At 42.1% G+C, this 25,925-nt stretch carries 30 protein-coding genes; 5 read left to right on the top strand and 25 right to left on the bottom strand.

Features of this window, described 5'->3' with window-relative positions:
• Positions 1-171: 171 nt before the first annotated feature.
• On the bottom strand, positions 172-1,149 hold the full coding sequence (gene pfkA / locus QQS39_RS00520) for a 6-phosphofructokinase (protein ID WP_075673000.1): 978 nt from the start codon (positions 1,147-1,149) through the stop codon (positions 172-174).
• An 851-nt stretch (positions 1,150-2,000) separates the two neighbouring features.
• Between pfkA and QQS39_RS00515 the strand changes: the two genes are divergently transcribed.
• The 3 genes from QQS39_RS00515 (at position 2,001) to QQS39_RS00505 (ending at position 4,982) form a co-directional block, all read left to right on the top strand.
• On the top strand, positions 2,001-3,155 hold the full coding sequence (locus QQS39_RS00515; protein ID WP_285805208.1) for a glycosyltransferase family 4 protein: 1,155 nt from the start codon (positions 2,001-2,003) through the stop codon (positions 3,153-3,155).
• Positions 3,156-3,221: 66 nt separating this feature from the next.
• Positions 3,222-4,007: a glycosyltransferase family 25 protein gene (locus QQS39_RS00510; RefSeq protein ID WP_285805207.1), complete on the top strand. Its 786-nt coding sequence runs from the start codon at positions 3,222-3,224 to the stop codon at positions 4,005-4,007.
• A 270-nt stretch (positions 4,008-4,277) separates the two neighbouring features.
• Positions 4,278-4,982: a hypothetical protein gene (locus QQS39_RS00505; RefSeq protein WP_285805206.1), complete on the top strand. Its 705-nt coding sequence runs from the start codon at positions 4,278-4,280 to the stop codon at positions 4,980-4,982.
• Between the two features lie 75 nt (positions 4,983-5,057).
• On the opposite strand, the gene QQS39_RS00500 is transcribed toward QQS39_RS00505, so the two are convergent.
• The 24 genes from QQS39_RS00500 to QQS39_RS00385 form a co-directional block, all read right to left on the bottom strand.
• The gene (locus QQS39_RS00500; RefSeq protein WP_285805205.1) at positions 5,058-5,231 is read right to left on the bottom strand and encodes an ogr/Delta-like zinc finger family protein; all 174 of its coding nucleotides are present in this window, start codon (positions 5,229-5,231) and stop codon (positions 5,058-5,060) included.
• A 52-nt stretch (positions 5,232-5,283) separates the two neighbouring features.
• Positions 5,284-6,381: a phage late control D family protein gene (locus QQS39_RS00495; RefSeq protein WP_285805204.1), complete on the bottom strand. Its 1,098-nt coding sequence runs from the start codon at positions 6,379-6,381 to the stop codon at positions 5,284-5,286.
• A complete protein-coding gene (locus QQS39_RS00490) occupies positions 6,381-6,845 on the bottom strand; it encodes a phage tail protein (RefSeq protein ID WP_099075426.1) in 465 nt (154 codons plus the stop codon). Before QQS39_RS00490 ends, QQS39_RS00495 begins: the two co-directional genes overlap by 1 nt.
• A complete protein-coding gene (locus QQS39_RS00485; protein ID WP_285805203.1) occupies positions 6,845-9,706 on the bottom strand; it encodes a phage tail tape measure protein in 2,862 nt (953 codons plus the stop codon). Before QQS39_RS00485 ends, QQS39_RS00490 begins: the two co-directional genes overlap by 1 nt.
• Positions 9,699-9,767, bottom strand: a complete 69-nt coding sequence (locus tag QQS39_RS00480; RefSeq protein WP_230507027.1) for a GpE family phage tail protein — start codon at positions 9,765-9,767, stop codon at positions 9,699-9,701. The genes QQS39_RS00485 and QQS39_RS00480 overlap by 8 nt, the downstream gene beginning before the upstream one ends.
• Before the next feature lie 65 nt (positions 9,768-9,832).
• Complete coding sequence (locus QQS39_RS00475) at positions 9,833-10,180, bottom strand: phage tail assembly protein (protein WP_170832185.1); 348 nt, start codon at positions 10,178-10,180, stop codon at positions 9,833-9,835.
• A 19-nt stretch (positions 10,181-10,199) separates the two neighbouring features.
• Positions 10,200-10,715: a phage major tail tube protein gene (locus QQS39_RS00470; protein WP_285805202.1), complete on the bottom strand. Its 516-nt coding sequence runs from the start codon at positions 10,713-10,715 to the stop codon at positions 10,200-10,202.
• Between the two features lie 3 nt (positions 10,716-10,718).
• The gene (locus QQS39_RS00465) at positions 10,719-11,891 is read right to left on the bottom strand and encodes a phage tail sheath protein (RefSeq protein WP_285805201.1); all 1,173 of its coding nucleotides are present in this window, start codon (positions 11,889-11,891) and stop codon (positions 10,719-10,721) included.
• Positions 11,892-11,983: 92 nt separating this feature from the next.
• Positions 11,984-12,604, bottom strand: coding sequence for a tail fiber assembly protein (locus QQS39_RS00460; protein WP_285805200.1), 621 nt, complete (start codon positions 12,602-12,604; stop codon positions 11,984-11,986).
• Positions 12,604-14,460, bottom strand: coding sequence for a phage tail protein (locus QQS39_RS00455; RefSeq protein WP_285805199.1), 1,857 nt, complete (start codon positions 14,458-14,460; stop codon positions 12,604-12,606). Before QQS39_RS00455 ends, QQS39_RS00460 begins: the two co-directional genes overlap by 1 nt.
• A complete protein-coding gene (locus QQS39_RS00450; RefSeq protein ID WP_234566096.1) occupies positions 14,450-15,061 on the bottom strand; it encodes a phage tail protein I in 612 nt (203 codons plus the stop codon). The genes QQS39_RS00455 and QQS39_RS00450 overlap by 11 nt, the downstream gene beginning before the upstream one ends.
• Complete coding sequence (locus QQS39_RS00445; RefSeq protein WP_285805198.1) at positions 15,054-15,962, bottom strand: baseplate assembly protein; 909 nt, start codon at positions 15,960-15,962, stop codon at positions 15,054-15,056. The genes QQS39_RS00450 and QQS39_RS00445 overlap by 8 nt, the downstream gene beginning before the upstream one ends.
• Before the next feature lies 1 nt (position 15,963).
• Positions 15,964-16,302, bottom strand: a complete 339-nt coding sequence (locus tag QQS39_RS00440) for a GPW/gp25 family protein (protein WP_198619467.1) — start codon at positions 16,300-16,302, stop codon at positions 15,964-15,966.
• On the bottom strand, positions 16,299-16,925 hold the full coding sequence (locus QQS39_RS00435) for a phage baseplate assembly protein V (RefSeq protein WP_285805197.1): 627 nt from the start codon (positions 16,923-16,925) through the stop codon (positions 16,299-16,301). The genes QQS39_RS00440 and QQS39_RS00435 overlap by 4 nt, the downstream gene beginning before the upstream one ends.
• A 65-nt stretch (positions 16,926-16,990) precedes the next feature.
• Positions 16,991-17,626, bottom strand: a complete 636-nt coding sequence (locus QQS39_RS00430; protein ID WP_159363697.1) for a phage virion morphogenesis protein — start codon at positions 17,624-17,626, stop codon at positions 16,991-16,993.
• Positions 17,613-18,053: a phage tail protein gene (locus QQS39_RS00425; RefSeq protein ID WP_164527281.1), complete on the bottom strand. Its 441-nt coding sequence runs from the start codon at positions 18,051-18,053 to the stop codon at positions 17,613-17,615. Before QQS39_RS00425 ends, QQS39_RS00430 begins: the two co-directional genes overlap by 14 nt.
• The gene (locus tag QQS39_RS00420) at positions 18,028-18,531 is read right to left on the bottom strand and encodes a lysis protein (protein ID WP_285805196.1); all 504 of its coding nucleotides are present in this window, start codon (positions 18,529-18,531) and stop codon (positions 18,028-18,030) included. The genes QQS39_RS00425 and QQS39_RS00420 overlap by 26 nt, the downstream gene beginning before the upstream one ends.
• Complete coding sequence (locus QQS39_RS00415; RefSeq protein WP_164527280.1) at positions 18,528-18,938, bottom strand: M15 family metallopeptidase; 411 nt, start codon at positions 18,936-18,938, stop codon at positions 18,528-18,530. The genes QQS39_RS00420 and QQS39_RS00415 overlap by 4 nt, the downstream gene beginning before the upstream one ends.
• The gene (locus QQS39_RS00410) at positions 18,925-19,239 is read right to left on the bottom strand and encodes a phage holin family protein (protein ID WP_109397508.1); all 315 of its coding nucleotides are present in this window, start codon (positions 19,237-19,239) and stop codon (positions 18,925-18,927) included. The genes QQS39_RS00415 and QQS39_RS00410 overlap by 14 nt, the downstream gene beginning before the upstream one ends.
• Before the next feature lie 19 nt (positions 19,240-19,258).
• Complete coding sequence (locus QQS39_RS00405) at positions 19,259-19,465, bottom strand: tail protein X (protein ID WP_109397509.1); 207 nt, start codon at positions 19,463-19,465, stop codon at positions 19,259-19,261.
• Positions 19,465-19,920: a head completion/stabilization protein gene (locus QQS39_RS00400; RefSeq protein ID WP_109397510.1), complete on the bottom strand. Its 456-nt coding sequence runs from the start codon at positions 19,918-19,920 to the stop codon at positions 19,465-19,467. The genes QQS39_RS00405 and QQS39_RS00400 overlap by 1 nt, the downstream gene beginning before the upstream one ends.
• Positions 19,921-19,994: 74 nt before the next feature.
• Positions 19,995-20,666: a phage terminase small subunit gene (gene gpM, locus QQS39_RS00395; RefSeq protein WP_285805195.1), complete on the bottom strand. Its 672-nt coding sequence runs from the start codon at positions 20,664-20,666 to the stop codon at positions 19,995-19,997.
• Positions 20,666-21,808, bottom strand: coding sequence for a phage major capsid protein, P2 family (locus QQS39_RS00390; RefSeq protein ID WP_285805194.1), 1,143 nt, complete (start codon positions 21,806-21,808; stop codon positions 20,666-20,668). The genes gpM and QQS39_RS00390 overlap by 1 nt, the downstream gene beginning before the upstream one ends.
• A 15-nt stretch (positions 21,809-21,823) precedes the next feature.
• The gene (locus QQS39_RS00385; protein ID WP_285805193.1) at positions 21,824-22,633 is read right to left on the bottom strand and encodes a GPO family capsid scaffolding protein; all 810 of its coding nucleotides are present in this window, start codon (positions 22,631-22,633) and stop codon (positions 21,824-21,826) included.
• Between the two features lie 169 nt (positions 22,634-22,802).
• On the opposite strand from QQS39_RS00385, the gene QQS39_RS00380 reads away from it, so the two are divergent.
• Positions 22,803-24,557: a terminase ATPase subunit family protein gene (locus QQS39_RS00380; RefSeq protein ID WP_142836806.1), complete on the top strand. Its 1,755-nt coding sequence runs from the start codon at positions 22,803-22,805 to the stop codon at positions 24,555-24,557.
• Positions 24,557-25,585, top strand: coding sequence for a phage portal protein (locus QQS39_RS00375; protein WP_285805192.1), 1,029 nt, complete (start codon positions 24,557-24,559; stop codon positions 25,583-25,585). The genes QQS39_RS00380 and QQS39_RS00375 overlap by 1 nt, the downstream gene beginning before the upstream one ends.
• The last annotated feature ends 340 nt before the right edge of the window (positions 25,586-25,925 follow it).

Genomic DNA, 25,925 nt, shown 5'->3' with positions numbered 1-25,925 from the left:
AACAGGAATATAGCTATCAATATAAAGGAGATAAGAAGAAACCAAGGAGGATAGAGATCGCTAAATGAAATGTTTTCACTCGAGAAGCTGCCCTGATACAAGGAAAATGTATCAGAGCAGTTCACGAATAAGGATAAAACTCAGAAAGGCTCTGGTATTACGGAAGATTAATTAATACAGTTTTTTCGCTGTTTCATACCAGTCAGCTTTAAAGACACGTTTCATATTCATAACCGCATCAATAATATCATGGTGAACCAATTTTTCGTTTTGAATACCAACACAACGACCGCCGTAGCCTTCTAATAGCAGTTGTACAGAGTAAGCACCCATGCGAGAAGCCAGAATACGGTCGTAAGCAACTGGAGAACCACCACGTTGGATATGACCTAATACCGTTGCACGCGTTTCATGTTTAGTTTCAGCTTCAATAAAACGCGCTAATTCATGCACATCACAAACGTGTTCAGTGATTGCAACGATGGCGTGACGTTTACCACGTTCAATACCTGCTTTGATTTCTGCCAGTAATTCATCACGATTAAAAGGTAATTCAGATTCAGGCAGAACAACAAATTCACAGCCCCCAGCGATTGCCGCAGACAGTGTTAAGTCACCACAGTAACGTCCCATGACTTCTACGATAGAGATACGTTTATGAGATGTTGAGGTATCACGTAAGCGGTCAATGGCTTCAACAGCGGTTTCTAATGCAGTGAAATAACCGATGGTGTAGTCAGTACCCGCAACGTCATTATCGATGGTACCCGGCAAACCGATACATGGAAAACCTGCTTCCGTTAATTTTTTTGCACCTAGATAAGAACCATCACCACCAATAACAACTAAAGCATCAAGCTCATTTTGTTTCATGTTTTCGATGGCAACAGCACGCACATTGTCTTCACGGAATTCAGGGAAACGAGCAGAACCAAGGAATGTACCACCACGATTGATCATGTCTGACACGCTAAAACGGTCGAGTTTTTTCATGCGATTTTCGTATAGCCCCATATAGCCATCCATAATCCCATAAACCTCTAAACCTTCACTTAGCGCGGCACGAACAACACCACGGATCGCAGCATTCATACCTGGTGCGTCACCACCACTTGTTAAAACCCCAATTCTTTTGATCCCATTGACCATGATTACCTCTGATTCTTATTCGATGTAATTATTGCAAAATTGTTGGAATAACTTTTTATCTCAATACCGGCTTATCTGGTATAATTTTCCGATATCGCAAATGCTGAATTGATTCAACAATACCATTGTACGCATATTTTTTGCCAGTTCATCATTATCGTACATTTTTTTTCATAAACTTGATGCGCATTAAACTAATCAGATAGCTTGTATAAATATTATACTAGTCTATCTCAAATACATTTCGCCAATAAGTTAACACTTTTTATACAGACACTTTACTGCCTTTTTGCATTCACCTCAAAAAAACGCTATTTATGCTAAAAATAGCATCGGCATCTTTTGATAAATATTCAGTTTTCTCTGGTGTGATATTCTATCTACCGTTTATCTCTCTATTTTGTGATGTCATTCTTGCAAAGAAACAAATGATCTAGGGTACATTTGTGGCTAACAACAAAGTTCTCTGGTTGATTTACCGCTTTTCAATCTAGGCTGAAGTGAAACTCACACTTAATAAGAGGTTTATATTTGATTTAACGGGTTATCCAGGCAGGAACCTCTACAGTACAAGTCAGGTGGGATAATATCATCGACGGCGGACAGATTTTACCTGAATCATCAGAGGCATTGTTGTAGGTCAGCATGAAAATCATGTAGACTAGTGTAGTGTATCTCCACACCTTAAAATATAAGAATATAATTTATGGTTCCTGAGTTATTTCAGCTTAATCTCCCTACTACAAATTACTCACATCCATTAGAGGAATAAAACTCCTTACATAAAATAAACAAAATTATATTGTTATATTAAAAAATTATTTCACACTCTATTATGAGCTCTACATATCATGAATAAAGAAAGTAAACGAAAAATTAAAGTTGGTCTTATCGTTGATGAGTTTTTTGGAGCCGCAAATACTCGCTTTGGTGGATATGGTTACTTAGCAAGATATTATATTGCTAAGTATTTAAAAAATGAAGAATTCGAATTCGATGTTTTATTAGGTAAGGGAAAAAGTCATTTCTTTGCTGAAAAAACAATTGTCGATGATGTAGCTCTTTATAAACTTCCTCGTAGAAAATGGTTTACTCAACAATTTTTAAAAAAGAAAGACTATGATGTTTACTTTAGTGTTGAGCTTACACACGATAATGTATTAAAAAATGAACTAGATCCATCTAAACGCCTTATTCTTTGGATACAAGACCCTAGACCTATGTATGAATGGGATGAAATTTTCACAGTAAAATTAATTCCTGAAACATCTTACTACAACCAAAAAATCTATGACCTTGTTCATTCTTGGTACAAAGAAGGAAGAGTACGATTCATTACTCAAGCTCAATGCCTTAATCAGAAAGCTATTGATTTATATAATCTAGATAAAAATGTTCCTATTGATTTTGCGCCAAACCCAATTGATATTGATTACAATTTTGATGTTTTAACTTATCCCAAACAAAACAATATTGTTTTTTTAGGTCGTATTGCATCTGTTAAGCGTGGCTGGATTTTTTGTGAGATTGCAAAAAAAATGCCTGAGTACAATTTTTACGTTTTAGGTAAAATATTCAGAGCAGATGATAAAAACCATGACATCATGTCTGAATATGAAAAAATTCCTAATCTTCATTTTGTAGGGCATGTTGAAGGTGAAGAAAAGAACAAATATCTACGTGATGCAAAAGTGCTAGTTAATAGTTCTATCCATGAAGCACTTCCAGTTTCATTTCTTGAAGCCTTATCTTTTGGAACATTGCTTGTTAGTAACAGAAATCCCGATGACTTAACATCTAAATTCGGTATCCATGTTGGAGAGGTTCTTGGTAATGGTTTTGATAAAGTAGACTTATTCGTAAATGCAGTTAGAGAACTCATTGAGAATGACGAAAAGAGAAAAATGTTATCAATAGAAGCCATTGATTATATTAAAAAAATTCACAACGTGGATGATTTTATAAAAAATACACATGCAATCATCAAAGATGAGCTGACAAAATAAAAACCTACTAAGGGAAATAACACTCTTATATTTCCCTTAAAATATTACTTATATAAAGAATATTACATGAATAATTTCATAATTAGCTTAAAAGATAATAATGAAGATAGACGTACACATATATCTAATCAATTCAATTCAAAAAATATTCCATTCTTATTTTTTGATGCTATAAATAAGAGTAATTTAGATATTTCAGAACGTTTAAATATAAGCTTTAATAATCCTAATTTGACTGCCGGAGAAAAAGGTTGTTTTTTAAGCCACATATTTTTATGGAAAAAAATTATTGATGAAAATATTGATGTAGCTGGAATTTTTGAAGATGATATTTACCTAGGGAAAAATTCTGAAGAATTACTAAGAAATTATTCATGGGTAGATGAAAATATTGATATTATAAAAATTGAAAAATCTAATGATAAAATAAAAACATCCATTAGACCGATAAAAAAAGTCAGTGATATTCAAATTGTTAGATTAAAAAGTCGGCATTTAGGTACTGCAGGATATATTATCACAAATAAAGGTGCTCATTTTTTATTTGATAAAATATCTCAAAATCCCATTAATAATCCAATAGATCATGAAATATTCAATGATTTATTAATAAACAATGAATATATTGTTGGGCAAACTATGCCTTGCTTATGTATACAAGATTTTGTTTTAAATAAAAATGACAATAATTTTCCTAGTATTTTAGAAGATAGTAGAATTCATCGCGTTATACATAACAAAACAGGAAGTAATAATAAAACTATACGAGAACTATCTAGACTAAAACAACAAATTTTAGATTTCACACTAAAAAATACAATAGAAAGAAAAGTATACTTTTACCTAAAATAGAGCTGATATAACTAAAAATATAACGAACAAAAAAAAGCCCCTCTCCAGAGGGGCTGCAAAAGACAGGGATGGTGTCCGAAAATAGAATTTAACTCTTTGTTTTTATTGAATTCTAATAGTACACCGTCCACCAACTGTCCACATCCACGAAAAAACGACCACATTGATACAAAACTAGCCCCTTACTTTAGGGGCTTTACTTACCACATTTCGTGTCTCATCATTAGAAATTCTTAAGATTCTTCTGTTTATCGTTAGAAAGGAAAAAACATGGAATTTCTATTTATTTTATCTATAACATTATTCGTAATATCTATTGTCTGCATAACTCTAGGAATGATAAAACCTAGCATCATCAAGTTAAAAAACCGCAGGCAATCATTTATTGCTTTTCTTGTTACCTTCGTCTTATCAATCATTGGGGTTCTTAATTTCGCTCCCGATACCCCTAACAACCAAGTCAACGAAACACAAGAAACAATAACCGATTCTTTTGTATGCAGTAATAAAAATGCAATCTACCCCACCGTCACAAGCATGATGGAAGATTTTGGAGACTATCCTTCTGATACTAATGCATTTGAAATTATCAGTGAATCACCTCTGAAAATTCGATTATCAGCAACCGCTTACGATAATGATCCAACTGATGTAAAAGATAATTTAGCAAAGCGCGCCCTTATGTATGGAGTATTACGCACATTTATCAATACAAATAATAATGATGTGACAGTAGTGTCTTACCTCATTAATAATGATAATCACCAAAAACTTAAAGATAGCCCTGAATACACAACTACACTCACTAAAGATCAAGCATTAAAAATTACTCAGAAATATATTCCAATCAATTCATTGAATGATTTAATTGATGAGAATTGTTCATTTACAAAACAGTTTAATGAATTACGTTATGACGATAGCGGTAAGAAAGGCTTTGATAAATTCTTTAATGAATTAACGACAAATAAATAAAACAACGCCCGGAACACTCCGGGCATTTTCATCAAATCGCTAATGCCTGCTGACAATACTTATCAAGATGTGGCTCTACTCGCTCAACAATTGAGGCTTTGAAATAAACCGTGTTACGGTTTCATGGCTGACGAACGTTGCGCCACAATTGATATTCTGGCACTGGTTATAACGTTCTTTGGTATCGGAAGATATTTGCTGACTACTACGAGTATGGGCGGCATGACCACAAACAGGACAAATCATCATAAACGGGTTACCTCTTTATGATGTGGAAATTACCTGTAATTATACACAGGCACTATTCCTTATCCATATCTATATCACTGCTTTTGACTTCTAATTCTAACGAGGTGGTAAATCCGCTATTGTTCAGTGAATGGCTCACTGTGACCAATGTCCAATAGGCTTCATCAATTTCAGGTTTAAATCCGCTGACTTGTACCGGTAATTCAGGAAAGAGATCCGCTCGCCCTTTCGCAAGGGTAATACTAAAAGAGGCAACGCCCCGCTGTATTTTTTCCCACGCGGCTTTCGCGGCACGTTCGGCATTGGTTTTACTTGCGTAAGTATGAGACAACACCATCACATTACCTTCTTCACCAACAAGATACTCCCCTTGTTTCTCTTCTTCTTTTTTCGGTTTATCGGTAGTGGGTTTTCTGCGCCTAATTTGTGATTGTGTTTTCTCTTGCGGTTTACGGGTGTTTAAATAATTGGCGGTCACGCCAGTGTAAGCACCTCTATCCACCAATGAAAAACGGTGCCCATCTCCTACACTGCGGGTGATTTGTACTAGCGGTAATGCTTGACCACTGGCGGTGGTATTTCCCCCTTGCACCATAAACAGCAAACTCCCGTTTTTAACACAGGCGGTGGCACCATTTAATTTCCCTAAGCGCGTTAAAAAACTGCCGTCTGACTCATTGGTCTGGTCGATATGTTCAATTTTTACCGTATCAAGACCAGGATCAACCACCGCCGTGACATTATTACGCCCTGCAATGGTTCTAACGATATCGCCTAATGTTTTTTGATGGTACGACATTTCGCGGCGCACATTTAGCGTTGCCCTAAAGTCGGCACTACGAGCGCGTAATGTCATTTTATCGGGTACACCTGAATGCTCTATCTCATCGACCGTAAACGAGCCTTTATGAATAAGGTTTTCACCTTGCCAACCAAGATGTAAAGTTAATACCTCACCCCGCTTTGGCATCATTAATGCGCCGTCAGAATCATCTAACTCAATATCAAGCCGGTCAGCTTCAAAGCCCCGATTGTCCGTTAATGAAAGCGAAATTAATCGCCCTTGAATTTTGGCGCTGATATCTTCGTCACCAGCAATTAACACGAAAGCCGGCGTGCTACTTTTACCAGTGATCATTTCTGGCAACATTATGATAAAACCCCTTTAATGGCTTCACCGGCACCGTTCGCCATCATACCTAATTGGTCGCTTAAATCTCCCAACATCTGACTGATGGAGTCATCCACCCGTTTTAATGTCAGCGAGAAATCAATTTTTCTGGCAGCACCATCTTGGAAAAATTCGGTGTGGGTGCGTTGTAAATCGGTGATCACAAACATGCCGTGAATAGTGCCCGTACCATCAATAAATGACCATGCCTTACCGCTATCCGCCATTAATTCTAATGCCAGCAACGACACCTTACCGCCAGTTAATGAGGGATAAAGCGCACCCGATAAGGTGATCACATCAGTATCAGGACCAATAAATTGTTGTGCCGGTCGGCGTGCGACACGTTGAGTAAAACCATGTCGCCACGTTTGTTGTTTTTGTAGCGATTGATAAGGCACTGTGCGTAACTCAAACACAAATACCCCAAGTGCTGCCATCATTACCACACCTCATTATCTTGATAACGGCTATTTAATCGTGCTTGTTTGTCACGCTCACGACGCTCAATTTCCGCAATGACAAGCTGTGCGATATCTTGCGCGGATTGATTTGGTTGAGGATGAATATTAATTTCATAATGTGCCGGCGCGCCTTGATAACGCTGTTGTTGAATGTTCACGTTAGCCGGTGCCGTGCGATAGTTTTCAACCGGCAAACTGTGCGGGTGCAACGGGGCATTTTGTGCCTGTAATGAAAAGGCACTGCCTAGCGATAATGCGGCTGTCGCTAACATGGCGGTGTGCTTACGGCTGGTGATATTCGCAGGACCCTCAACAATTTCAGGACCATTTTCGCCGGCAATACCAAACTGACCACGCGGGATATAACCGCCTGAATCATACATACCGGCAAAGTTGCTATTGTAAGAATCTAATGCAGACTGCACTTTCGGATCGGATGTTTTAGCAAATTCCGGTGTCAGTGCTTCTTTGGCGGCGGTTGCCAATTCCCCAATGCTATTTTTAAAGTCCGTCCATTTGTTTTTTATCCCCTGAATAATGGAATCAATCAGGTCACTACCGAACTGTAAAAATTTAGCCGGCAACGCTTTAGTATCTTCGACAATTTCATCCCATTTAGTCGATATCGTTGTTTTAAGAAATTCCCATTTTTCTTTGGTGTACTTAACGATTTGATCCCAATTGCTATAAATAATCCCCGGTAATGTTTGCGTCATGAAAAAGGTTTTAATGCCTTCCCATATCCCTGAAATCACAGATTTAACAGATGCCCACGCGGTTTTGGTATAGCCGACAATACTATCCCAATGTTTTGCAATTAAGCCCGGTATCGTCCAGTTAAAGAAGATGTATTTAATGGCTTCCCATGCCATTAAAATGGTGCCTTTCAATGCTTGCCATGCGATAGCGGTGCGCTGTTTAACAGACTCCCATACTTTGGTGACATACGGCTCAATCTTATCCCAATTTTTATAAATCAGATAAATAGCACCCGCAATAACAGCAATAGCCAACAAAATAGGGTTAGCTAACATGGCTTTACCCAATCCTAAAAATGCACTGCCTAATAATTTTATTGGTTTTAATAACAGAGCGAGTGCGCCACCGCCTTTAATGCCTAAAATTGATAGACTTAATTTCGCGGCGGCTAATGGTCCTAACATTGCGGCAATGGATAACGAGAGAATACCGAGCGTGGTAATTATGCCGGCTATCGCTAAGCCCACCATAGTCAGTGTTTTTGCCAGCTCAGGATTTTCTTTCATCCACACACCCACATTAGAAATCACACTGGTAATACTTTGTGATATCTGACGCAATGGGCTATCAATGCCGTCAAAAATCTGAATGCCTAAATCTTCCCATGCAGATTGTAGGTTTTTCATATCCCCGCTTAAGTTGTCCGTCATGGTGCCCGCGACTTTTTGGGCTTCGCCTTTAGCTTTCTTTAAGTCGGCAACAAGGTTTTGCAACTCCCCCTTACCCGCTTGTTCTGCCAATACCGATAACGCGGAGAAGGCTTCTTCACCAGCAATATGTTTAAAGAATCCCGCCCGTTGCGCATTACCCATATTGGCGGTTTTCTTATCCAATTCAGCTAATAACTCAGGAAAGTCGCGTAAGTTGCCTTTGGCATCACGAGTCTTAATGCCCAGTTCTTCTAACGCTTTCGCCGCTTGCTTAGGTGGCTCCGCCAAACGTCCTAAAATTGCCCGCAATGAGGTACCCGCCATTGAGCCTTGAATACCGGCATCACCCAATTTACCCGTTGCGGCGGCTGCCGTTTCTAAATCAACCCCTAACCCTGACGCCACCGGTGCAACGTATTTCATCGTGTCGCCAAGCATCGTCAGACTGGTATTTGAACGGGTAAAGGCACCGACTAACACATCACTCACTCGCCCCATCTGATCCGAGTCGAGTTTAAAGCCGGTTAAAATATTTGAGCCGATATCTGCCGTCGTACCTAAATCAATATCACCCGCCAATGACATTGCCAATGTACCCGGCATAGCATTTTTAATTTGTTCAGGCTTAAAACCTGCCATTGCATAGAATGCCTGACCTTGCGCCACTTGGTTAGCCGTAAATGCTGTGGTTGCGCCTAGCTCTCGCGCTTGTTCACGCAACATCTTAAATTCATCGGAGTTTTTATCTAGACGCGTTAATGCCTGCACCTTTGACATACCCACATTAAACTCATACCCCGGCATTAAGGTTTGTTTCGCGGAATACAGCATACCGGCACCGGTTGCTGTCATGGTGGCACCGGTGCCCGCCATTTTATTTCGCACATCAAGCGTCTTTTGATACTGCGATTTAGCCGCCGCCATGCGCCGTTCTTGTTCGGCACTGCGCCTTAATTGGTTTTCCTGTCGGCGTAGCTGTTGCGTGGTGCGTTCAATATCACCATTGAGTCGCCGTTGTGCTTGACCAAGCTGGTTAGTGGAAATACCATTCGCTTGTAGTGCCGAGCGCTGTCGCTGTGCCGACTGCTGTAATTGCTCATACTTGGTTTTGAGTTGCCCCGCTTCCCGTTGCGCTTTTTTAAATGCCTCTAACTGTTTTTTTGTGGGATTTTCACTATTGGCAATTTCTTTGGCGAGAGTAGCAACACGTTGTGTGGCGGATTGGTACGCTTGCTGTGTGGACGTTAACTGCTGTTTAATCTTGCGAAAGCCGTCAATTTGTGAGGCTTGCTGATTAAGTGTTTTTAACGAGTCACGCGATTGGCGCACAGCGGATGCCAATCGTTTATTGCTTTCTTGCGCACTGCGAAACGGTGCGGTTAATTTATCAACCGCACTCAGTACAACTTGTAATTTTAAGTTATTACTCATCCTGTTGTCCGCACCGTTTCGCCGCTTGATAGCGCCATGACAATAATTCTGAAAGGCTCATTTTGCCGGTGTCTGCCGGTGACCAATGAAAAATGACGGCAATATCTGCCGCCAGTTCATCGGTAGTTAATTCGCTAGGGAATCGGGCATAACCGACTTCGGTAATAAAAAATTGACCACCTGTACACTTAGGTTTACCAAGTCGCCCGCAGCTAAAGACAGCACATCGTTTTTGGTTAACGTTGGCATAGTAATACGCGGTAAGACTTGCATCATGCTATCAACATCCATATCCATTAACGGCTGTAAACGCACACCGCGTAATGCCCCTGAATTGGGTTTAAGCACCGTCACTTTTTCGATTTTGGTTTCACCGCGCATAAGTGGTTGTTCTAATGTCACCGTGGCTTGGTCACCGTTAACAACAACCCATTCAATTGGCTCTTGGTTTTGTTCTTTGATTGGCTCTTTCATGTTCTCTTTCCGAATTTAATTAAAGTCCCAGCGCGTCACGCTGTGCTTGTAACAGGTCTTTACCGTCCACTTTTTCCACCATATTGACGATATCAATCTCAATGATTTCTTGACCGTCCATCACTAACTTGTAGTACGTGGGTTTTACGGTGACTTTGGTTTGTGTGTTATCGCCCGATTTCCAGTTACCCGGATCGATTTCGCTATAACGGCCACGCAGAACCACTTCAACCGCGAGTACTTCCCCCGTATCATCACGCTGATAAGCACCACAAAAACGCAATTGAACCGCATCAATAATAGACGCACCCCATTGTCGGTAAACGTCAATATCAGCACCACCGAGAGTAAACTCACTATCAAGCGCACCGTCATCAAGACCCATATCAATTTGCACCGAACCATTCATACCGCCCCCGCGATAAGCTTCTAACTTGCGGGTGATTTTGGGTAATGTGAGTTCTTCGGCAACACCCACATAATTGGTGCCATTCATAAATAAATTAAAATTCTTTAGCTTGCGTGGTAACGCCATGATTTACCCCTTGATTTTGTTACCGAAATCCATCAGGTATTTATCGGTAATACGCTGACGTAACATCAGATTTTCCATTGGTGGCACTGGTGTATAGTCATAATCCAGTGTGAGCTTGCCGTCTTTAAGTTCTTCTTTGCTATTTGATGTCGGGTCATACCAACATTCACCGCCTAACAAATAGCCCTGACTGACCAGTGAACGTAATTTTGCGTTGATGGTTTCAACGATATCCCGCGCCAAAGACGGTGTTAACGGTTTATCAATCGCCCACATTTGCCCTTCTGCCATGGTGTCAGCAAGGACTTGCGCGCTACGGGTATAAGATTCAAAGGCAAACAGCGGATCATCCGAACAGGTACGCGAACCCCAAAAACGAAAACCATCACGGCGGATAAGTGTCGTCACCCCTTTTTCATTCAGTAAACCGGCATCAGTGGCAGGGTCTTGTAAATCCCAATAAATATCCTTAGAAATACCCGTCACACCATTAACGGTGATATTGGATAGTGTTTTATGCCAACCGATATCATTGTCTAACTTGGCACGCAGACCTAGCGCACGCGCCGTGGCATAAGCGGTTGATTCGCTGTTAGTGGTACTATCCCATGACGTGAAATCAGGAAAAATCACCATCAATTCACGCTGGCCAAAGTTGTCACGGTACTTGATTGCTTCGCTGATATTTTTACAGTCGTAAGCAGACACATAGCCAAAGGCGCGGAGCTTTTGACAAATCACCGCAATCTCATTGGCAACGGCTAAAGTATCGTGACCGGGTGCGCCGATAATACGAGGCTTAATGCCGTGTTGGGCTTGTGATGCTAGCAGTGCTTGCAACCCTGTTTTTAGCCCTTCTTCGGTAGTGCCACCAATAATATTAGTAGTGGTTTCTGCTTCACTTTCGCCTTGCTCTACACGCACCACAACAGTGATGGGTTTAGCCTGATCGGAAATTGCTTTTAAGGTGCTGGCTAATGTGCCGGTTTTTCCTGCTTTACCGATAACCTGTGATACATCAGTCAGTAAGATAGGTTTGTTTAAAGGAAATGTTTTTTCGTCCGCATCATCAGCGGTGCAAACCACGCCGACAATAGCGGTGCTGATAGTGCGAATGGGGCGGGTGCCTTCGTTAATTTCAATAACGCGCACACCGTGATGATAATCTTGTGCCATGCTCACGGACTCCTATAACTGTGTCCGTGTAGCATGAAAAATTAGTGAGTAAATTGCACGAAAGTTGGATTCTTTGAATGATGGCACAACGGCTATTCTGGCTTTTCTGGAAATTCAATATCTGGCGCTAATTCTGGATTTACATCATCAAGCTTGACTGTGTAAATTTCCCATGCTTTCAGTAGCCCGACCTCTACTTCATTTGCCATTTCTAATTTAATTTTTCGCTCTAATTGCACAATGCGATTTTCAGCTTCTTGTGATAACTCTGTTTTTTGTTTATTAGCTGAGTTAATTTGAGCTTCTTTAATAGCTCGCTCATCAGCAACCCAGCTTTCACCATTCCACTTATCGAACTCACTGTTCGGCTGTAATAGTGTTAATGTATCAGGTAATGATCCGATAAAATCAATGTTTACTGGTTGCATTGTTTGTATGTGATATGCAACAAGTCCGCGATAGTCATCGACAATTTCCCATGCGCTACCATCAACTTTACGTCTAATGGCTTGATTTTCTTTTTTTGGCAACTTAGGCTCATCTAGGTACGCACCCGATTGAAGAGAAACATCAAACATAACGTTTTCCATTGTTGCGCCCATATATTCACGAGTCTGAGGGTGTGATAAATAACATTTCACCCAACCAGCAACTTCCGCTAAACCATTCTCACCAATTTTTCCGTCTTGAATGTCTAAATTATATTTTGTCATTATGCTGCTCTCACTATGTATAGAAATGCAATATTACGTGGACGAGTTTCGTTACCGTTAGCGCCTTCTATTTGCTGAAATATTCCATAACCACCTTGGTTATTGGTGCCAGAACTACCGATCCACTCAACCTTTTGCTGGTACTCCTTGGCAACTGGACTGTCGTTATTAAGCATATTTGTTGATAACAAGCTGTTACCCGGCTGTGTGGACAATACGACTCGACCTGAATCGACACCTCTATCCGCATCTGATCCCCGGATAAACTCACCACGCAAGTCAGGTAATTTACCAGACGGATATGCGGTAGCTAGTTTTGGATATGTTGTCTTATTAAATGTCTGCCCTTGGCAAATTAGATAACCAGTAGGTGCTGTGGATAATGACCAAGGGATAGGGTGGGGAACCAGCTCAATATCATTAAGTTCTGATTTTAGCGCATAATCACCTATTGGTTGATATCGTCCATCAGATTGCGATTTTGTGTAGCTCTCACCCGCAAGAGCCAATGTTCCTGAGTTGTTAGGTAAGGCTATCTCGTTATTAGCATCCCCAATTTTAGTTTTAAATAAAACAACAGTATTACTCACAATTAAATCGACAGAGTTTCCTCTGAATGTGACAGATGAACTCCCCGTTGCACTAGTTGCACTATTAAAAACCTGAGTTTGAGTAGATGATTTATCCGCGTAATTCCCTTTCTGTTGATATTTACTATCTGACTCATTTTTTGTATAGCTATCACCTATCAAAGAATAGTTACCCTTTAATTGGTATTTAGCGTCTGATTCTATTTTTGTGTATGAAGTTCCAGCTAGCGCATAATTACCCGTTGGTTGATATCGTCCGTCAGATTGCGATTTTGTGTAGCTCTCACCCGCAAGAGCCAATGTTCCTGAGTTGTTAGGTAAGGCTATCTCGTTATTAGCATCCCCAATTTTAGTTTTAAATAAAACAACAGTATTACTCACAATTAAATCGACAGAGTTTCCTCTGAATGTGACAGATGAACTCCCCGTTGCACTAGTTGCACCATTAAAAACCTGAGTTTGAGTAGATAATTTATCCGCGTAGTTGCCGGACGCTTGCTTTTTACCTAATTCTTTCGTTACTAAATCAAGACTAGGTACTTTATTAACATCATTTCCCAACTGCTGAGAAACGCTAGCTTTATCCACTTTTTTATTAAGCTCAACATTCATTTCTGATGCTGTTGGGTATGTTCCTTTGGGTTGAAATAAGTCTGTCACTCCCTTTTGACTAATAACTTTTTCTTTTGACGCACCTACTTCATGCACAACATTACTGTTATCAAATTTCTTTTTAACATCTTCTTTTGTTGCATATTCTTTTTTAACAGTGTCTAAAATAGATTTTGATGCTGTTTCAATGGCATCATTGACAGATTCACGAGTCGCCAATATCACCGAGGGATCAACCTTTAACTCAACGGATTCGGTATGACTAACGGTTAATATCATGCGGATAGTCTGTGTTCGTCCGCTTCCCTCTTGCAATTGTGGCTTATAGGTTTCAGGGCAATTACCTACGGCAATTAAACTGCCTTCATCATCAAATAAACCAATCTCACGTATCCAGTAACCACCTTCGTTTTCAGGTATAACCTGTTCAGCGATAATCTGGCTGTCGTTTTTCGGATCAACAAATAAGGTATTTAATCCCGCCCGGCGTTTCTCACCGACGAGTTTAGTTTGTTGTGTATCGGGTGTGGGTAACGTTCCGCCACCGTCACCCACAGCCATTTGGGTGATTTTTAAGGTGGTGCCTAGTGCCGTGGCTTTTGCCAATTTATTGGCACCAATCACCGTTAATAAGGCAAAAAATTTAGCGCTCATGTACGACCTCAACTTTATCAATAATGTGTACTCCGACCGCCGTTAATGGCGCACCAGACACGGTAATTTCTTCTGCAAAATAAGGGTAAACCGTTAACTCATCACCGCTAAAGGTGGCGGCAGAGAGATAAAACTCACCTTGTGAATCAAGATTGATAGATAACCCTAATAGATGCCGACTAACAGGGCGTGCATCAGCGATCAAACGCTCTAATTCGTCATAAATTTCTTGAGTAATGCCGTTTTCTTGCACCCCAACATCAAGGCGAAATGTGCCCGGCGGGTCATCGGTTTGCCACCATTCAGTGACTTTGATGATGTAACCTAACGGCTCGACCACACGCTTAAGTGCGCCAATGGTTCCCTTGTGTCGGTGAATAAACATCGAATCCCGTACCACTTGGCGCTTAACAGACTCCGACCAGTTTTCATCCCATCGATCCACTGACCAAGCCCATGCAAGATATGGCAATAAATCAACGGGGCATGTACTAGCGTTCCATAATTGGCGTAAAGGCACGGGCAACGTCTGCAAGGATTGACAGGCAATGGCTGCAGCCTTTTCTAATGGGCTACTGCCTGATGGTAACAAGCTATTCATCCGAACCACCAATGGTTAAAGTGCTTTGAGTGCAATACGAGGCTTGAGTTTTATCCAGTACCACATCTTTGGTGGGTTGCTTTAATTCTACTCGTTGCACACCTTCCACATGCAATGCGGCATAAATCGCTGACAAACGAATATCACGCCCTAAGCGGTGTTGCTCTGTAATGTATTGCGTCAGACGTTGATTTGCTTCTTTGCGTATCGGCTCCGATTCGGGTCCCGGAAAGAGAAATAACGTCGCATCAATTTGATAAGGGATAATTTTTGCGGATTGTACTTTTATGCGGTCAGCAACCGGTCTCACATCTTCATCGTTTAACGCGTGCTCAACAATGCGCAGTAATTCTTCCGATGCAGTGCCGTCACCCTCACGAGATAACACGGAAATAGTGACATTTGCCGGTGTTGGACTGATCGCGGACACATCGGACACCCGACCATCGGCACTACGGGCATGAAATTCATAACTGCCCACCGGACCCGCAACACTTAGCCCCTCAAAAGCGGCGGGAATGCGTAAACGCAAATCATCGTCAGATTCTAAAATCGCTGGCGTGGGCGGAATAGTTTTGTTATTGACGGGGCGTAACACTAAGCGCGATAAATTATAATTCGCGGCTAACTGATCTAAATCTGCCCCTTTCGCATACGCCACCATCACCGCACGTGCCGACTCATTAATACGTTGGCGTAATAGTAATTCACGATAGACGTTTTCTTCTAACAGCTTCGTCAGTGGTTCAGACTCTAACGATAACGTGTTAGCCACCGCATCACGTAAATGCGTTGGCATCGAGGCAATCAATGCTGTTTTACGTTCACGTAATAATTGTTCTGCATCTAACGACTCAATCACATCGGGCGGTGTTAATTGACTTAAATTAATCGTAGGCATGTTATGTCACCGGTAGAGAGAAATTAATCGGTTGTTGGTTATGGGCGTAATAGCCGGTGATATCCACAATCACCTGTTCCTGTTGGCTATGAATATCAATAGCGGTCATTACTATACGAGGTTCCCAACGATAAACCGCGGTGTAACATGCCGACATTAATTGCAGTCGCATCTTGGCGTTAACAGGACCGTCAATTAAGTCGGCAAGCAAACTGCCATATTCACGGCGCATCAATCGGCTACCAATGGGGGTGTTAAAAATATCTCTCACCGACTGGCGAACATGCTCAATATCGGTAATACGTTCACCGGTTTGGCTGTTCATGCCGAGATAGTTCATTGCGGTTGTCCTGTATTACCATCACCGGTGCACACGCCACCGTGGGTATGAGTTGAAACCACCACACCGTTAGAAGACATTTGCCCACCAACATGGGTAATATCGCCAGTCATCGTGCCGCCTTTTTGTACCGTCAGTGATCCCGTGGTTAAGTTGTTGGTACAAATAACGGTAGGGGTATCTAAGGTAATTTTGCTTGTCGCTACACACGTAATGTCGGGTGATGTGACCGTGACCGACTCATTGGCTTCAATCACGGCAGTTTTAATTCCCGTGACTATTAGCGCCCCGGTTGCGGGTTCATATTCAATTACTGCACCGTCTTCATACTCATGACGGTGGGCGGTTAATGAGGTTGATGGCTCTGAAAAATCGTCACTAAATATTGCCGGTAACACAAACGAGGTGGTTAAGTCACCACCGATTGACAGCAATAACACTTGTTCGCCAACACTGGGCGCCCACCATGAACGCGAATGACCCGCACGCGCAGTGAGCCACGGGCGCCAGTCGGTTTCATTGTCGCCCGTTTTAACTCGACAGCCTTTTTCCGCACTGACATCAATCACAACGCCAGTGCGGATCAAGTTTTGTATTTTTCGGATAAGTTCTGCGATATTCATACTCGCAATGTGCAACGGGAAATAAAAAAACGCACGAGGTTGGGATTGTTTCAAAGACAGGACAATTAACGGGAAAGGAATTCCAGTAATTGATTTTCAATATGTTTAATATCCGCCGGTGAAAAGCCTAATAGCTTTCGTTCAGGGTATTGAATTTCTAATGACTTGCCCCGCACTCGCTCTTTTAAACCGTAATGATGCACCGCAGCAATGCCCGCGACTTGAGGGGCAAAAGAGAGGGAGACACCTTTATCATTTGCTGACATGCGCAAATAACGGGCGGTGGCTAAACGCTTAAACATGCGAGTCTGTTTATTGGGTTTTGACGTACTGATTTTGTCTTTTTTCACTTCAATAAAACGCAAAATATCGCGCTTATAAAAACTACGTTCGGCTCTCTTTTCTAAATCGTAGCCGGTGATCACTTCGCCCTTTTTCGTTTTACGCAATCGCCAATTTTTTAAACTGCGGGGTTGCCCTTTCCAGACAAATTTCATTCCTCGCAATACGGTAACCGTTGAGGCTTTACGTTTGGTGAATGCGGTTCCATCGGGATTTTTTTGCGCACGAATACGTTGTAAATTGCTTTTGCGTAAATCACGGGCAATTTCACGGGCTAGCTTTTTGCGCTCATTGGGTGACGCTTTTGCCAACATGGTGGCTAACGCTTGGGTTAACGGGCTGAAATCATCGGCGTTCATGAGCCACACTCTCCCAAATTTCAAACGGATCAGCCGGCTCTTCAATGGCACCGACAACGAGTTTATCCGCTTGCACATTAACGAGGACACGCTCAGTCAGCTTTAAATCAATGCTGATACTGGCGGTTTGGTGACTATCAATAAAGGCATCAAAGGTAAAATGACTTTGGCGTTTATCGGGATTGAGGAAAATATCAGGCTGATGTTTTTCAATCCAACCAATGATCACCGCCATTAACACATCTTGGTCACCGGGATAATCATCAATAATAATATTGAGATTGTATTGATACTCATAAGATTGACTACGGGCACCGGTTGCCACAATCGCCCCACCATCAATAAAGGTGTAGAGCCTATCGGGATTTTCGCCTAAATAAGCGACCTTTTTAATTAAGGTATCACGCAGGTTTGCAGGCTTTTTCATGGTTTAACTCATTGATGTATTGCAATAATCGATTTGTATAATCAATCAAATATTCCGTTTGTGCCTTATTCTCCGCCATCATTTCGAGGAGACGTAAATAATCTTGTTGAGCTGTTTTGGTAAGTCTTGCGGGGGTTGCATTACCCATGCCGGCGGTGGCGGTGGTGTGATTATCGGGGTTGGGGCAATCGGCTTTGATGTACACCCGTTTAGTATTATTGCGCAACTCATCATTAAGCCGGCTAATATCATTTTTTGCATCGGTTAGCGCCTTTGTGTGTTGTTTATCCAGTTCTGATAAACGAGTAAGTTCTTTCTGATAGTGCTCAATAGCATTTTTATGACTGATAACATTTTGCTTAAGGGCGAGGTTGTCACCCTTAAGCTGGCTATTCTCAGTGAGCAAGGCATCAAACTTAAATATCAGTAGCAAGCCCATCACGACCGCGACAATAATAAGCAGTACGTTCCTTTTCATCGTGGGATCTCAATATGAGGATAGTCAGGAAAGCGGGTTTCAACGGGTAAACTGGGATCACTTTTCCAGTTTTTACCAAAGCGCAATGTTACCCCCTCTTCATCTGCGGCTTGTTTAAAGGCTCTTAAAATCGGCTCAAAGAAATGTGGTTGCCATTCCATTCCCGGTTTAATCACAGAAGGTAAAATATCAATGGCATCGCCTGTTAAATGACGGCTGTTTAATGTTTTTGAAACACCCTTTTTGACGTTTTCTTTTTGCTTTTCGAGTGTGCGAACACCTTCAATCACTGCAAAGTCCGCCGTAGAAATGTCTAACGCACGATAAGCAATTTTCACTAACAGCGGGTTAACGCCACTAAGATTATTTTTACTGCGCTGACTAAAGATAAATTTACTCACCGGCAACCTTCCTTAAGAATAACTTTCCGACTGCGCTAATAAATGCTGACCCCATCCAGCCCGCCATGCCCGCTATACCGCCGGCAATTTCAGGTTGCCACTGAAAATAACTTGCACCGAATAAAATCAATGCCCCTGAAAACATAGAGACAACGATTTGCGCAAGTAAAATGGCAAAGCGGAACGGTTCCCCTTTCACTATTTTATTGGCATAACTGGCAATACCACCAAAAACCGCCATGCCGGCAATTAATAAGGCGGTAAACCAATTAATATTACTTGGATCTTTATAGGGCATCTTCTTCATACCTTCCCCCTTAAAGGGGTTAATCCCAAAGTTGTAAAATCGGTGTGGTGCTGTGTTGTTGGGGCGTGTCCGGTAACTCAATCGCAGTGCCGGTGGGTAAGATTGCCCCCCATTCAACCAGCCCAGGATTAGCCTCTAATACTTGCTCAATCATGCCGGATGACTGACCAAAGTAACGCCAACAAATATCATCTACGGTATCCCCTTGTTGGGTGTAAATCCGCATTAGATAAGCTCCACCGTGTTATGGGTTTCCCCTTTGATACGTTGTAAAGCCCATTGACCATCACGCCACACTTCATCAATCACCGGTGTCATGGTGTCGGCTTTTTTATTACCTTGTGCGGTGGTATCAATATCGCGATAACGTTCGATTAAACTGGCTTTTGCAAAACAGAACACCGCACGCTGATATAAAACCATCAGTTCACTTTCACCGTTAATCTGTTCGGCTGGCACGTCTTTTAATGTTTTCGCAGATTGACCTATGCGCCACTGATACAACTCGCGATTCACTTCAATCATGGCGTTCAGTAACGTGCTTTTCAGCCGTTCCGGTGTCACCGTGCCATCGACGCGAGTCTGCAATTGAAAATCACGAGTTTGAATATCAGGGAAAAAGCCATTATTTTTAATGGTTTCGTCTTTTTGTGGCACAGGGTTAGCAGAAACATAATCCATAAGAAAACCTTAAAATAGGTGGGCGGTGGACGAAAGAAAGCAAATTGCTTTTTCCGTGCCGCCCTGACGTGGTGTCACAATGCTTTTTCAGCGTCACGCTGGGCTTTGAGCACTTTATCGAGTTGCTTTAATTCGGTTTTAATCCCGACATTTATGTTTAACTCTAATGCTCGACTTAATACGCAGTAGCTTTCTTGTGGTCGATTATTATCGCGTAGCACTAACCCTAAGATTTTATAGAGTTTTGCTCTCACTTCATCGGGCATATCTTCATCATCAGTAAGGGCGCGTGTACGCTCTAACGTTGCTAAAGATACTGGTAATTTCACGGCATACGCTCGCATTGCCGAATCGGCAATTTCTTCGGCAATCACGGTGCCCGTGGTGCGGTTAACACCGGGGATCACTAAACGGTTAGCTAATGCATAAACGGCAATATCTAACGCCCCCTCATAATCACCCGCATCAATTTTCCACAGCAAAATCGTCATTAAGACATCATCTTGCACACCGCTACCACCGGACAACGCCCCATCAACCCACGGCTGATAATTGGCTAATATCTTGCGTTTATAAGCTTCTTTGCGTTCGCGTGACTGAAAATGTTTTAGCTCTTTTTTATCTGTCGCAAGACGTAACAGCATCATGTGATAGCCTTTCGTATTGCGACTAACATGCCCACCCAATTGAGTGGAGTGTTGCGCACTTAGGCTCATGCGGTGTTTTTCCCACGGAGATAACGCCATTATTTCGCCTTTTTATTTTCAGCCGGTGTTTCTTCTGTTACTGCGCTGTTGTCTGTACCAGTGTTATTTTCAGGCGCGATAACGTCAGTGGTTTCGGGTGGTGTTTCTTCGGCATCTTCGCAAACGATATTTTCAACCAATGCCACACCGCGGAAATCTTCAACCACGAAATCTTCATTGACTGACTCGTAGTTTTCGATGCGATCGCGTTTTGCATTATCCAGCACTTGGCGACGACGAGAATCTGCAAGGAAATAAATCGACAAATTATCAAGACGAGTAATAAAAAAGGCATTTTCAGGAAAGAACGGCGCACGTACAGCCGGCAAACCGCCAATACGTTTCTGACTGATAATGGTATCGGCAGCTAACTTTTCGCTGTTGTTTTGGTCTTTATTGACCAGTGGGAAGTATTTATCTGCTAACAATTTACGCCCACAAATCACAACAAGACCGGTATCGTCCTGATATTCTGGATCAATTGCCTTATCAATGGTGTCTTGTACTAACGCATCGAAATTTTGATACGCGCGCCCTTTACCAACATAAACCGGTTTGGCTGTTGTTGTACCGTCTTGCGTGATACTGCCCATCACATGTTCAGGGGCACGTTCACGGACTTTTTGTAACCAACCTGAATTCACATCTTGCAGTAAGGGGTGTTTTTTACGATCAGAGTTATCGGCGCGGTGCGTACCATTAAAACCAATCATAATGCGGTCTAATGCCTGACGGCGGATAATCGCATCACGGATACGGGTTTGAAAGTCGGTAAACTTCGCCCACATATCAATTTTTGCATAATCAAGGTGGGTGTCGTAATTGGTTTTCTGGCAAAGATAGCTGTTCTTTGTCAGCTTAATCGGATCGCTTGTTTCACGGTCTTTTGCTGTTGTGTCAGTGGTTCCCGCGATAGTCGAACCGATGCCTAAACCAATCGCTTCACCGACTTGCTCATCAACCGGCACAATATTAATGTGCGTTAAAAACTCCGCCGATTGCTGGATCGTAGTTTCTAATTTTTGAGCCGCAGACGGCTCAATCGGTACTTTGGTATCGCTGAACTCTTGGGCACTAACACCGTAAATTTTACCGAGTTGCGTCATATACGCATTAAATTTAAAACGAGTTTCTTTTTTCATGGCTTGTTCACTACCTTAGCAATCCGTCAGCACTTCGCCGTTATTTTCGCCACCCGTTGCCGGCGGACGATGTGAGAACGAGGCGTCTGTATTTTCAAATTGGTTTTTTAATTCCGTGAGTTGTTGCGTGAGCGCTTTTACCGCCTCGCTTTGGTCTGCGCTTTTTAATGCGGTAATTTCTGTTGAAAGGGTTTGCACTTCTTGGGCGCACAGCTCTACCGCCTGATGCACATCGGTAAATCGTGCATCATCACTGTGTTGCTTTTTAGAAAACATCTCTTTAATGACGCTAAAAAGACCCGGCTTATCGCTCTCTGGCTTTTCGTCAGTAAATTCGAGATGCGTTTCTTCTGCGGCAGTAAAGACGTTATCTTTGCTTTGTTTGCGCTCTGAAAATGGGCTACTTTGTGCACTGGCACTAAATTGCAACATTTCAGTGCCTAAACTCGCGGGGTTATCGGTCACTGCAAGACCGACCAGATAGGCTTCACCGGTATCTGAAAAACTCGGGTTAATTTCAACAGAGGTATAAACTTTTTGACGTTTTTTATTGAGTTCAATTAAATCAGGTGTCGGATTGATCACACCGTATAATGCCAACTTACCTGCCAGTGCCCCTTCTTTGATTTCCTCGGTATACACCGATTCCACATCACCAAAGCGTGGTGCCCATGAATAGTTATAGTGATCGACATTGACCCGCGCACCATAAACCGCGGGATCAAAGTTTTTCGCAATTTGGGTTAACCATTCGCGGTCAACTCGACGCCCGTCCGTTGTCGCCCCTTCAACACAAAGACGAACCGGTTTTGATTTCTTCGACATGCATTACTCCAGACTGCCGTTTATTCGTTGGTCTGTATGTTGTCGGTTAAAAGGGGCGTTAAACAATGGATAAGGTTTGTCTGAGATATGGCACAAAGGGAATGAAGCGAATCGGTGATCCGCGGTCAATAGACTAGCCGTAACTTAAGCAAGAAATAGTGATTGTGCAATGGCTATTACCGAAACATTTGATAACCGAAAAAAAGCAATGCACCTGTATTTTTCAGGTTACCGCATTGCCCGCATAGCGGAATCGCTAGGCGAAAAGGCGTCCACTATTCACAGTTGGAAACGCCGTGATAATTGGGATGAAATTAACCCTACCGAGCGCGCAGAGTTAACCGTTGAAGCGCGTTATTGCAATCTGATTTTAAAAGAGAGCAAAGAAGGCAAAGATTTTAAAGAAATCGACTTATTAGGGCGTCAACTTGAACGCATGGCGCGGATCAGAAAATATCAAAACGGTGGTAATGAAACTGACCTTAACCCTAAGATTGCCAACCGCAATAAAGGCGAACGCCGTCAACCAGAGAAAAACTTCTTTTCAGAAGAACAAATCGAAAAATTAGAAGATGAGTTTCGCAATACGTTATTTGAATATCAAAAGGTGTGGTATCGCGCCGGTCATCACCGCATCCGTAATATTTTAAAATCCCGTCAAATCGGCGCAACGTTTTACTTTGCCCGTGAAGCCTTTATTGATGCCCTGACTACTGGACGGAATCAAGTTTTCTTATCCGCCAGTAAAGCGCAAGCCTATATGTTCCGTGAATACATTATCAAAATGGCATTAGAGGTTGATGTTGAATTAAAAGGCGACCCACTGATGTTAAGTAACGGTGCAACGCTCTATTTCCTCGGCACTAACGCCCGCACAGCACAAAGTTATCACGGCAATTTATATCTTGATGAAACCTTTTGGATACCCAAGTTTCAAGAGTTACGCAAAGTTACTTCAGGTATGGCAATACAAAAACATTGGCGACAAACTTACTTTTCAACACCGTCAACCATGAGCCATGAAGCGTACCCGTTTTGGTCGGGCAAGCTGTATAACCGCGGACGCAAAAAAGAAGATCGCGTTGATATTGATATCTCACATGAAGCGTTAGTGAATGGGCGTTTATGTGAGGATGGGCAATGGCGACAAATCGTCAATATTGAAGATGCGTTGCGAGGCGGTTGTGATTTATTCGATTTAGAGCAACTCAAAAAAGAGTATAGCCCAGACGAATATAACAACCTGTTAATGTGTCACTTTATGGATGATATCGAATCCCTATTCAACTTTAACATGATGCAAAATTGCATGGTGGATAGTTGGGAAGTGTGGGATGACATTCAACCATTAGCGCTACGCCCTTACGGTTATGATCCAGTTTGGGTGGGTTACGACCCAAGCAAAGGCGGTGAAAATGGTGATAGTGCCGGTTGTGTGGTTATCGCTCCGCCGAAAGTACCAGGAGGGAAATTCCGCATATTAGAACGTCATCAATGGCGAGGCATGGATTTTCGCGCACAAGCTGACGCCATAAAAAAAATCACCGAACGTTTCTATGTTGAATATATGGGCATTGATACCACTGGGCTAGGTCATGGTGTTTATCAAAATGTCATCCAGTTTTTCCCTGCGGCGCGTGAGTTTATTTATAACCCGAATGTCAAAAATGCTTTAGTCATTAAAGCTTATGACGTGATTAGTCACGGACGTTTAGAGTTCGATGCGCAGTGCGTTGATATCATTCAATCCTTTACTTCCATTCGCCGTACTACCACCGGAAGCGGTAACCGCCCCACTTATGAAGCCTCACGCAGTGAAGAAAGTGGACATGCTGACCTTGCATGGGCAACGATGCACGCCCTCTTCAATGAACCATTAACTGGCACCACCGAGAACAGTAATAATATTGTGGAGATTTATTGATGAGCCGTAAAAATAAAAAGAGTTTTAAAGCACAACAAACGGCAACCGCCAATAACAGCATGGAAGCCTTTACCTTTGGTGATCCCGTTCCGGTGTTAGATAAACGAGAAATTTTTGATTATCTTGAGTGTGCGCAAACTGATAATTGGTATGAGCCACCGATTAGCTTTGATGGGTTATCAAAATTGTTTCGTGCGGCGACGCATCATAGCAGTGCAATTTATGTGAAACGAAATATTTTAGTCAGCACGTTTCAGCCTAACCGCTTTCTCTCTAAATTAGACTTTAGCCGGTTTGCACTCGACTTCTTAACTTTTGGTAATGCCTATCTTGAACGACGTAATAGCATAGCGGGTAATTTATTAAAGCTCACACCATCCCTTGCCAAATATACCCGCCGTGGTGTTGCCGATGATAGTTATTGGTTTGTACGCTATGGCTATGATTCACAACCTTATGAGTTTAAACCCGGTAGCGTGTTTCAGTTATACGAACCCGATTTAAATCAAGAGCTATATGGGTTACCAGAATATCTAGCGTCCACCATGTCAGTGTTACTGAATGAAGCCGCTACCCTCTTTCGCCTTAAGTATTATCGCAATGGTAGCCATGCGGGATTTATTTTATACGTCAGTGACGCCTCACAAAACCAAAGTGATATTGATAAAATCCGTAAAGCAATGCAAAACTCAAAAGGTCCCGGCAATTTCCGTAACTTGTTTATCCACGCACCGAACGGCAAGAAAGACGGCGTACAAGTTATTCCACTAAGTGAGATTGCGGCGAAAGATGAATTTCTCAATATTAAGAATGTCAGTCGTGACGATATGTTAGCAGCACACCGCGTACCGCCTCAAATGATGGGGATCATTCCACAGAATACAGGTGGTTTTGGTGACGTAGAAAAAGCAGCAAAGGTTTTTTTTCGTAATGAGTTGGCACCACTGCAAAGCAAGATATTACAGATTAATGATTGGCTAGGTGAAGAAGTGATTAAGTTTGATAAGTACACATTAGATGATGAGTAACTTCACCGCACAAAGAACAATACCGCCGACACTGGCGGTATTTTTTTACCTGTAAGGTATAAGTATCGGTCTGACTAATAATAATAGTGACCCAATTCTATTATACCGTTTACACCCTGATAAGGCGAATCCGCCTAATTTCCACCCTCTCAAACCTGTATTAAATGCGCCTACAATCCATTTTAAGCGCATGTAATTTATTTGACCCCTAGATAACTTTATCTTGTTTTAATCGCTCTACGTGCCGTAAATTTGCGAGGAATAATGTTTTCAACCCCCTCAAAACGCAATCGTGACCCCGCCACGCCCGCGCACTAAATGTGTCGGTTTTTATGCAGAT

Origin of the sequence: Proteus appendicitidis (assembly GCF_030271835.1) — a bacterium.
GTDB lineage: Bacteria > Pseudomonadota > Gammaproteobacteria > Enterobacterales > Enterobacteriaceae > Proteus > Proteus appendicitidis.
The sequence above is the reverse complement of the archived record's forward strand: the minus strand, read 5'-3'. Positions and strand labels throughout refer to the sequence as shown.

Bases quoted from the DNA above. Each gene is read 5' to 3' on its own strand.
- pfkA (WP_075673000.1), bottom strand. From the start codon at position 1,149: ATGGTCAATGGGATCAAAAGAATTGGGGTTTTAACAAGTGGTGGTGAC.
- QQS39_RS00515 (WP_285805208.1), top strand. From the start codon at position 2,001: ATGAATAAAGAAAGTAAACGAAAAATTAAAGTTGGTCTTATCGTTGAT.
- QQS39_RS00510 (WP_285805207.1), top strand. From the start codon at position 3,222: ATGAATAATTTCATAATTAGCTTAAAAGATAATAATGAAGATAGACGT.
- QQS39_RS00505 (WP_285805206.1), top strand. From the start codon at position 4,278: ATGGAATTTCTATTTATTTTATCTATAACATTATTCGTAATATCTATT.
- QQS39_RS00500 (WP_285805205.1), bottom strand. From the start codon at position 5,231: ATGATGATTTGTCCTGTTTGTGGTCATGCCGCCCATACTCGTAGTAGT.
- QQS39_RS00495 (WP_285805204.1), bottom strand. From the start codon at position 6,381: ATGTTGCCAGAAATGATCACTGGTAAAAGTAGCACGCCGGCTTTCGTG.
- QQS39_RS00490 (WP_099075426.1), bottom strand. From the start codon at position 6,845: ATGATGGCAGCACTTGGGGTATTTGTGTTTGAGTTACGCACAGTGCCT.
- QQS39_RS00485 (WP_285805203.1), bottom strand. From the start codon at position 9,706: ATGAGTAATAACTTAAAATTACAAGTTGTACTGAGTGCGGTTGATAAA.
- QQS39_RS00475 (WP_170832185.1), bottom strand. From the start codon at position 10,180: ATGAAAGAGCCAATCAAAGAACAAAACCAAGAGCCAATTGAATGGGTT.
- QQS39_RS00470 (WP_285805202.1), bottom strand. From the start codon at position 10,715: ATGGCGTTACCACGCAAGCTAAAGAATTTTAATTTATTTATGAATGGC.
- QQS39_RS00465 (WP_285805201.1), bottom strand. From the start codon at position 11,891: ATGGCACAAGATTATCATCACGGTGTGCGCGTTATTGAAATTAACGAA.
- QQS39_RS00460 (WP_285805200.1), bottom strand. From the start codon at position 12,604: ATGACAAAATATAATTTAGACATTCAAGACGGAAAAATTGGTGAGAAT.
- QQS39_RS00455 (WP_285805199.1), bottom strand. From the start codon at position 14,460: ATGAGCGCTAAATTTTTTGCCTTATTAACGGTGATTGGTGCCAATAAA.
- QQS39_RS00450 (WP_234566096.1), bottom strand. From the start codon at position 15,061: ATGAATAGCTTGTTACCATCAGGCAGTAGCCCATTAGAAAAGGCTGCA.
- QQS39_RS00445 (WP_285805198.1), bottom strand. From the start codon at position 15,962: ATGCCTACGATTAATTTAAGTCAATTAACACCGCCCGATGTGATTGAG.
- QQS39_RS00440 (WP_198619467.1), bottom strand. From the start codon at position 16,302: ATGAACTATCTCGGCATGAACAGCCAAACCGGTGAACGTATTACCGAT.
- QQS39_RS00435 (WP_285805197.1), bottom strand. From the start codon at position 16,925: ATGAATATCGCAGAACTTATCCGAAAAATACAAAACTTGATCCGCACT.
- QQS39_RS00430 (WP_159363697.1), bottom strand. From the start codon at position 17,626: ATGAACGCCGATGATTTCAGCCCGTTAACCCAAGCGTTAGCCACCATG.
- QQS39_RS00425 (WP_164527281.1), bottom strand. From the start codon at position 18,053: ATGAAAAAGCCTGCAAACCTGCGTGATACCTTAATTAAAAAGGTCGCT.
- QQS39_RS00420 (WP_285805196.1), bottom strand. From the start codon at position 18,531: ATGAAAAGGAACGTACTGCTTATTATTGTCGCGGTCGTGATGGGCTTG.
- QQS39_RS00410 (WP_109397508.1), bottom strand. From the start codon at position 19,239: ATGAAGAAGATGCCCTATAAAGATCCAAGTAATATTAATTGGTTTACC.
- QQS39_RS00405 (WP_109397509.1), bottom strand. From the start codon at position 19,465: ATGCGGATTTACACCCAACAAGGGGATACCGTAGATGATATTTGTTGG.
- QQS39_RS00400 (WP_109397510.1), bottom strand. From the start codon at position 19,920: ATGGATTATGTTTCTGCTAACCCTGTGCCACAAAAAGACGAAACCATT.
- gpM (WP_285805195.1), bottom strand. From the start codon at position 20,666: ATGGCGTTATCTCCGTGGGAAAAACACCGCATGAGCCTAAGTGCGCAA.
- QQS39_RS00390 (WP_285805194.1), bottom strand. From the start codon at position 21,808: ATGAAAAAAGAAACTCGTTTTAAATTTAATGCGTATATGACGCAACTC.
- QQS39_RS00385 (WP_285805193.1), bottom strand. From the start codon at position 22,633: ATGTCGAAGAAATCAAAACCGGTTCGTCTTTGTGTTGAAGGGGCGACA.
- QQS39_RS00380 (WP_142836806.1), top strand. From the start codon at position 22,803: ATGGCTATTACCGAAACATTTGATAACCGAAAAAAAGCAATGCACCTG.
- QQS39_RS00375 (WP_285805192.1), top strand. From the start codon at position 24,557: ATGAGCCGTAAAAATAAAAAGAGTTTTAAAGCACAACAAACGGCAACC.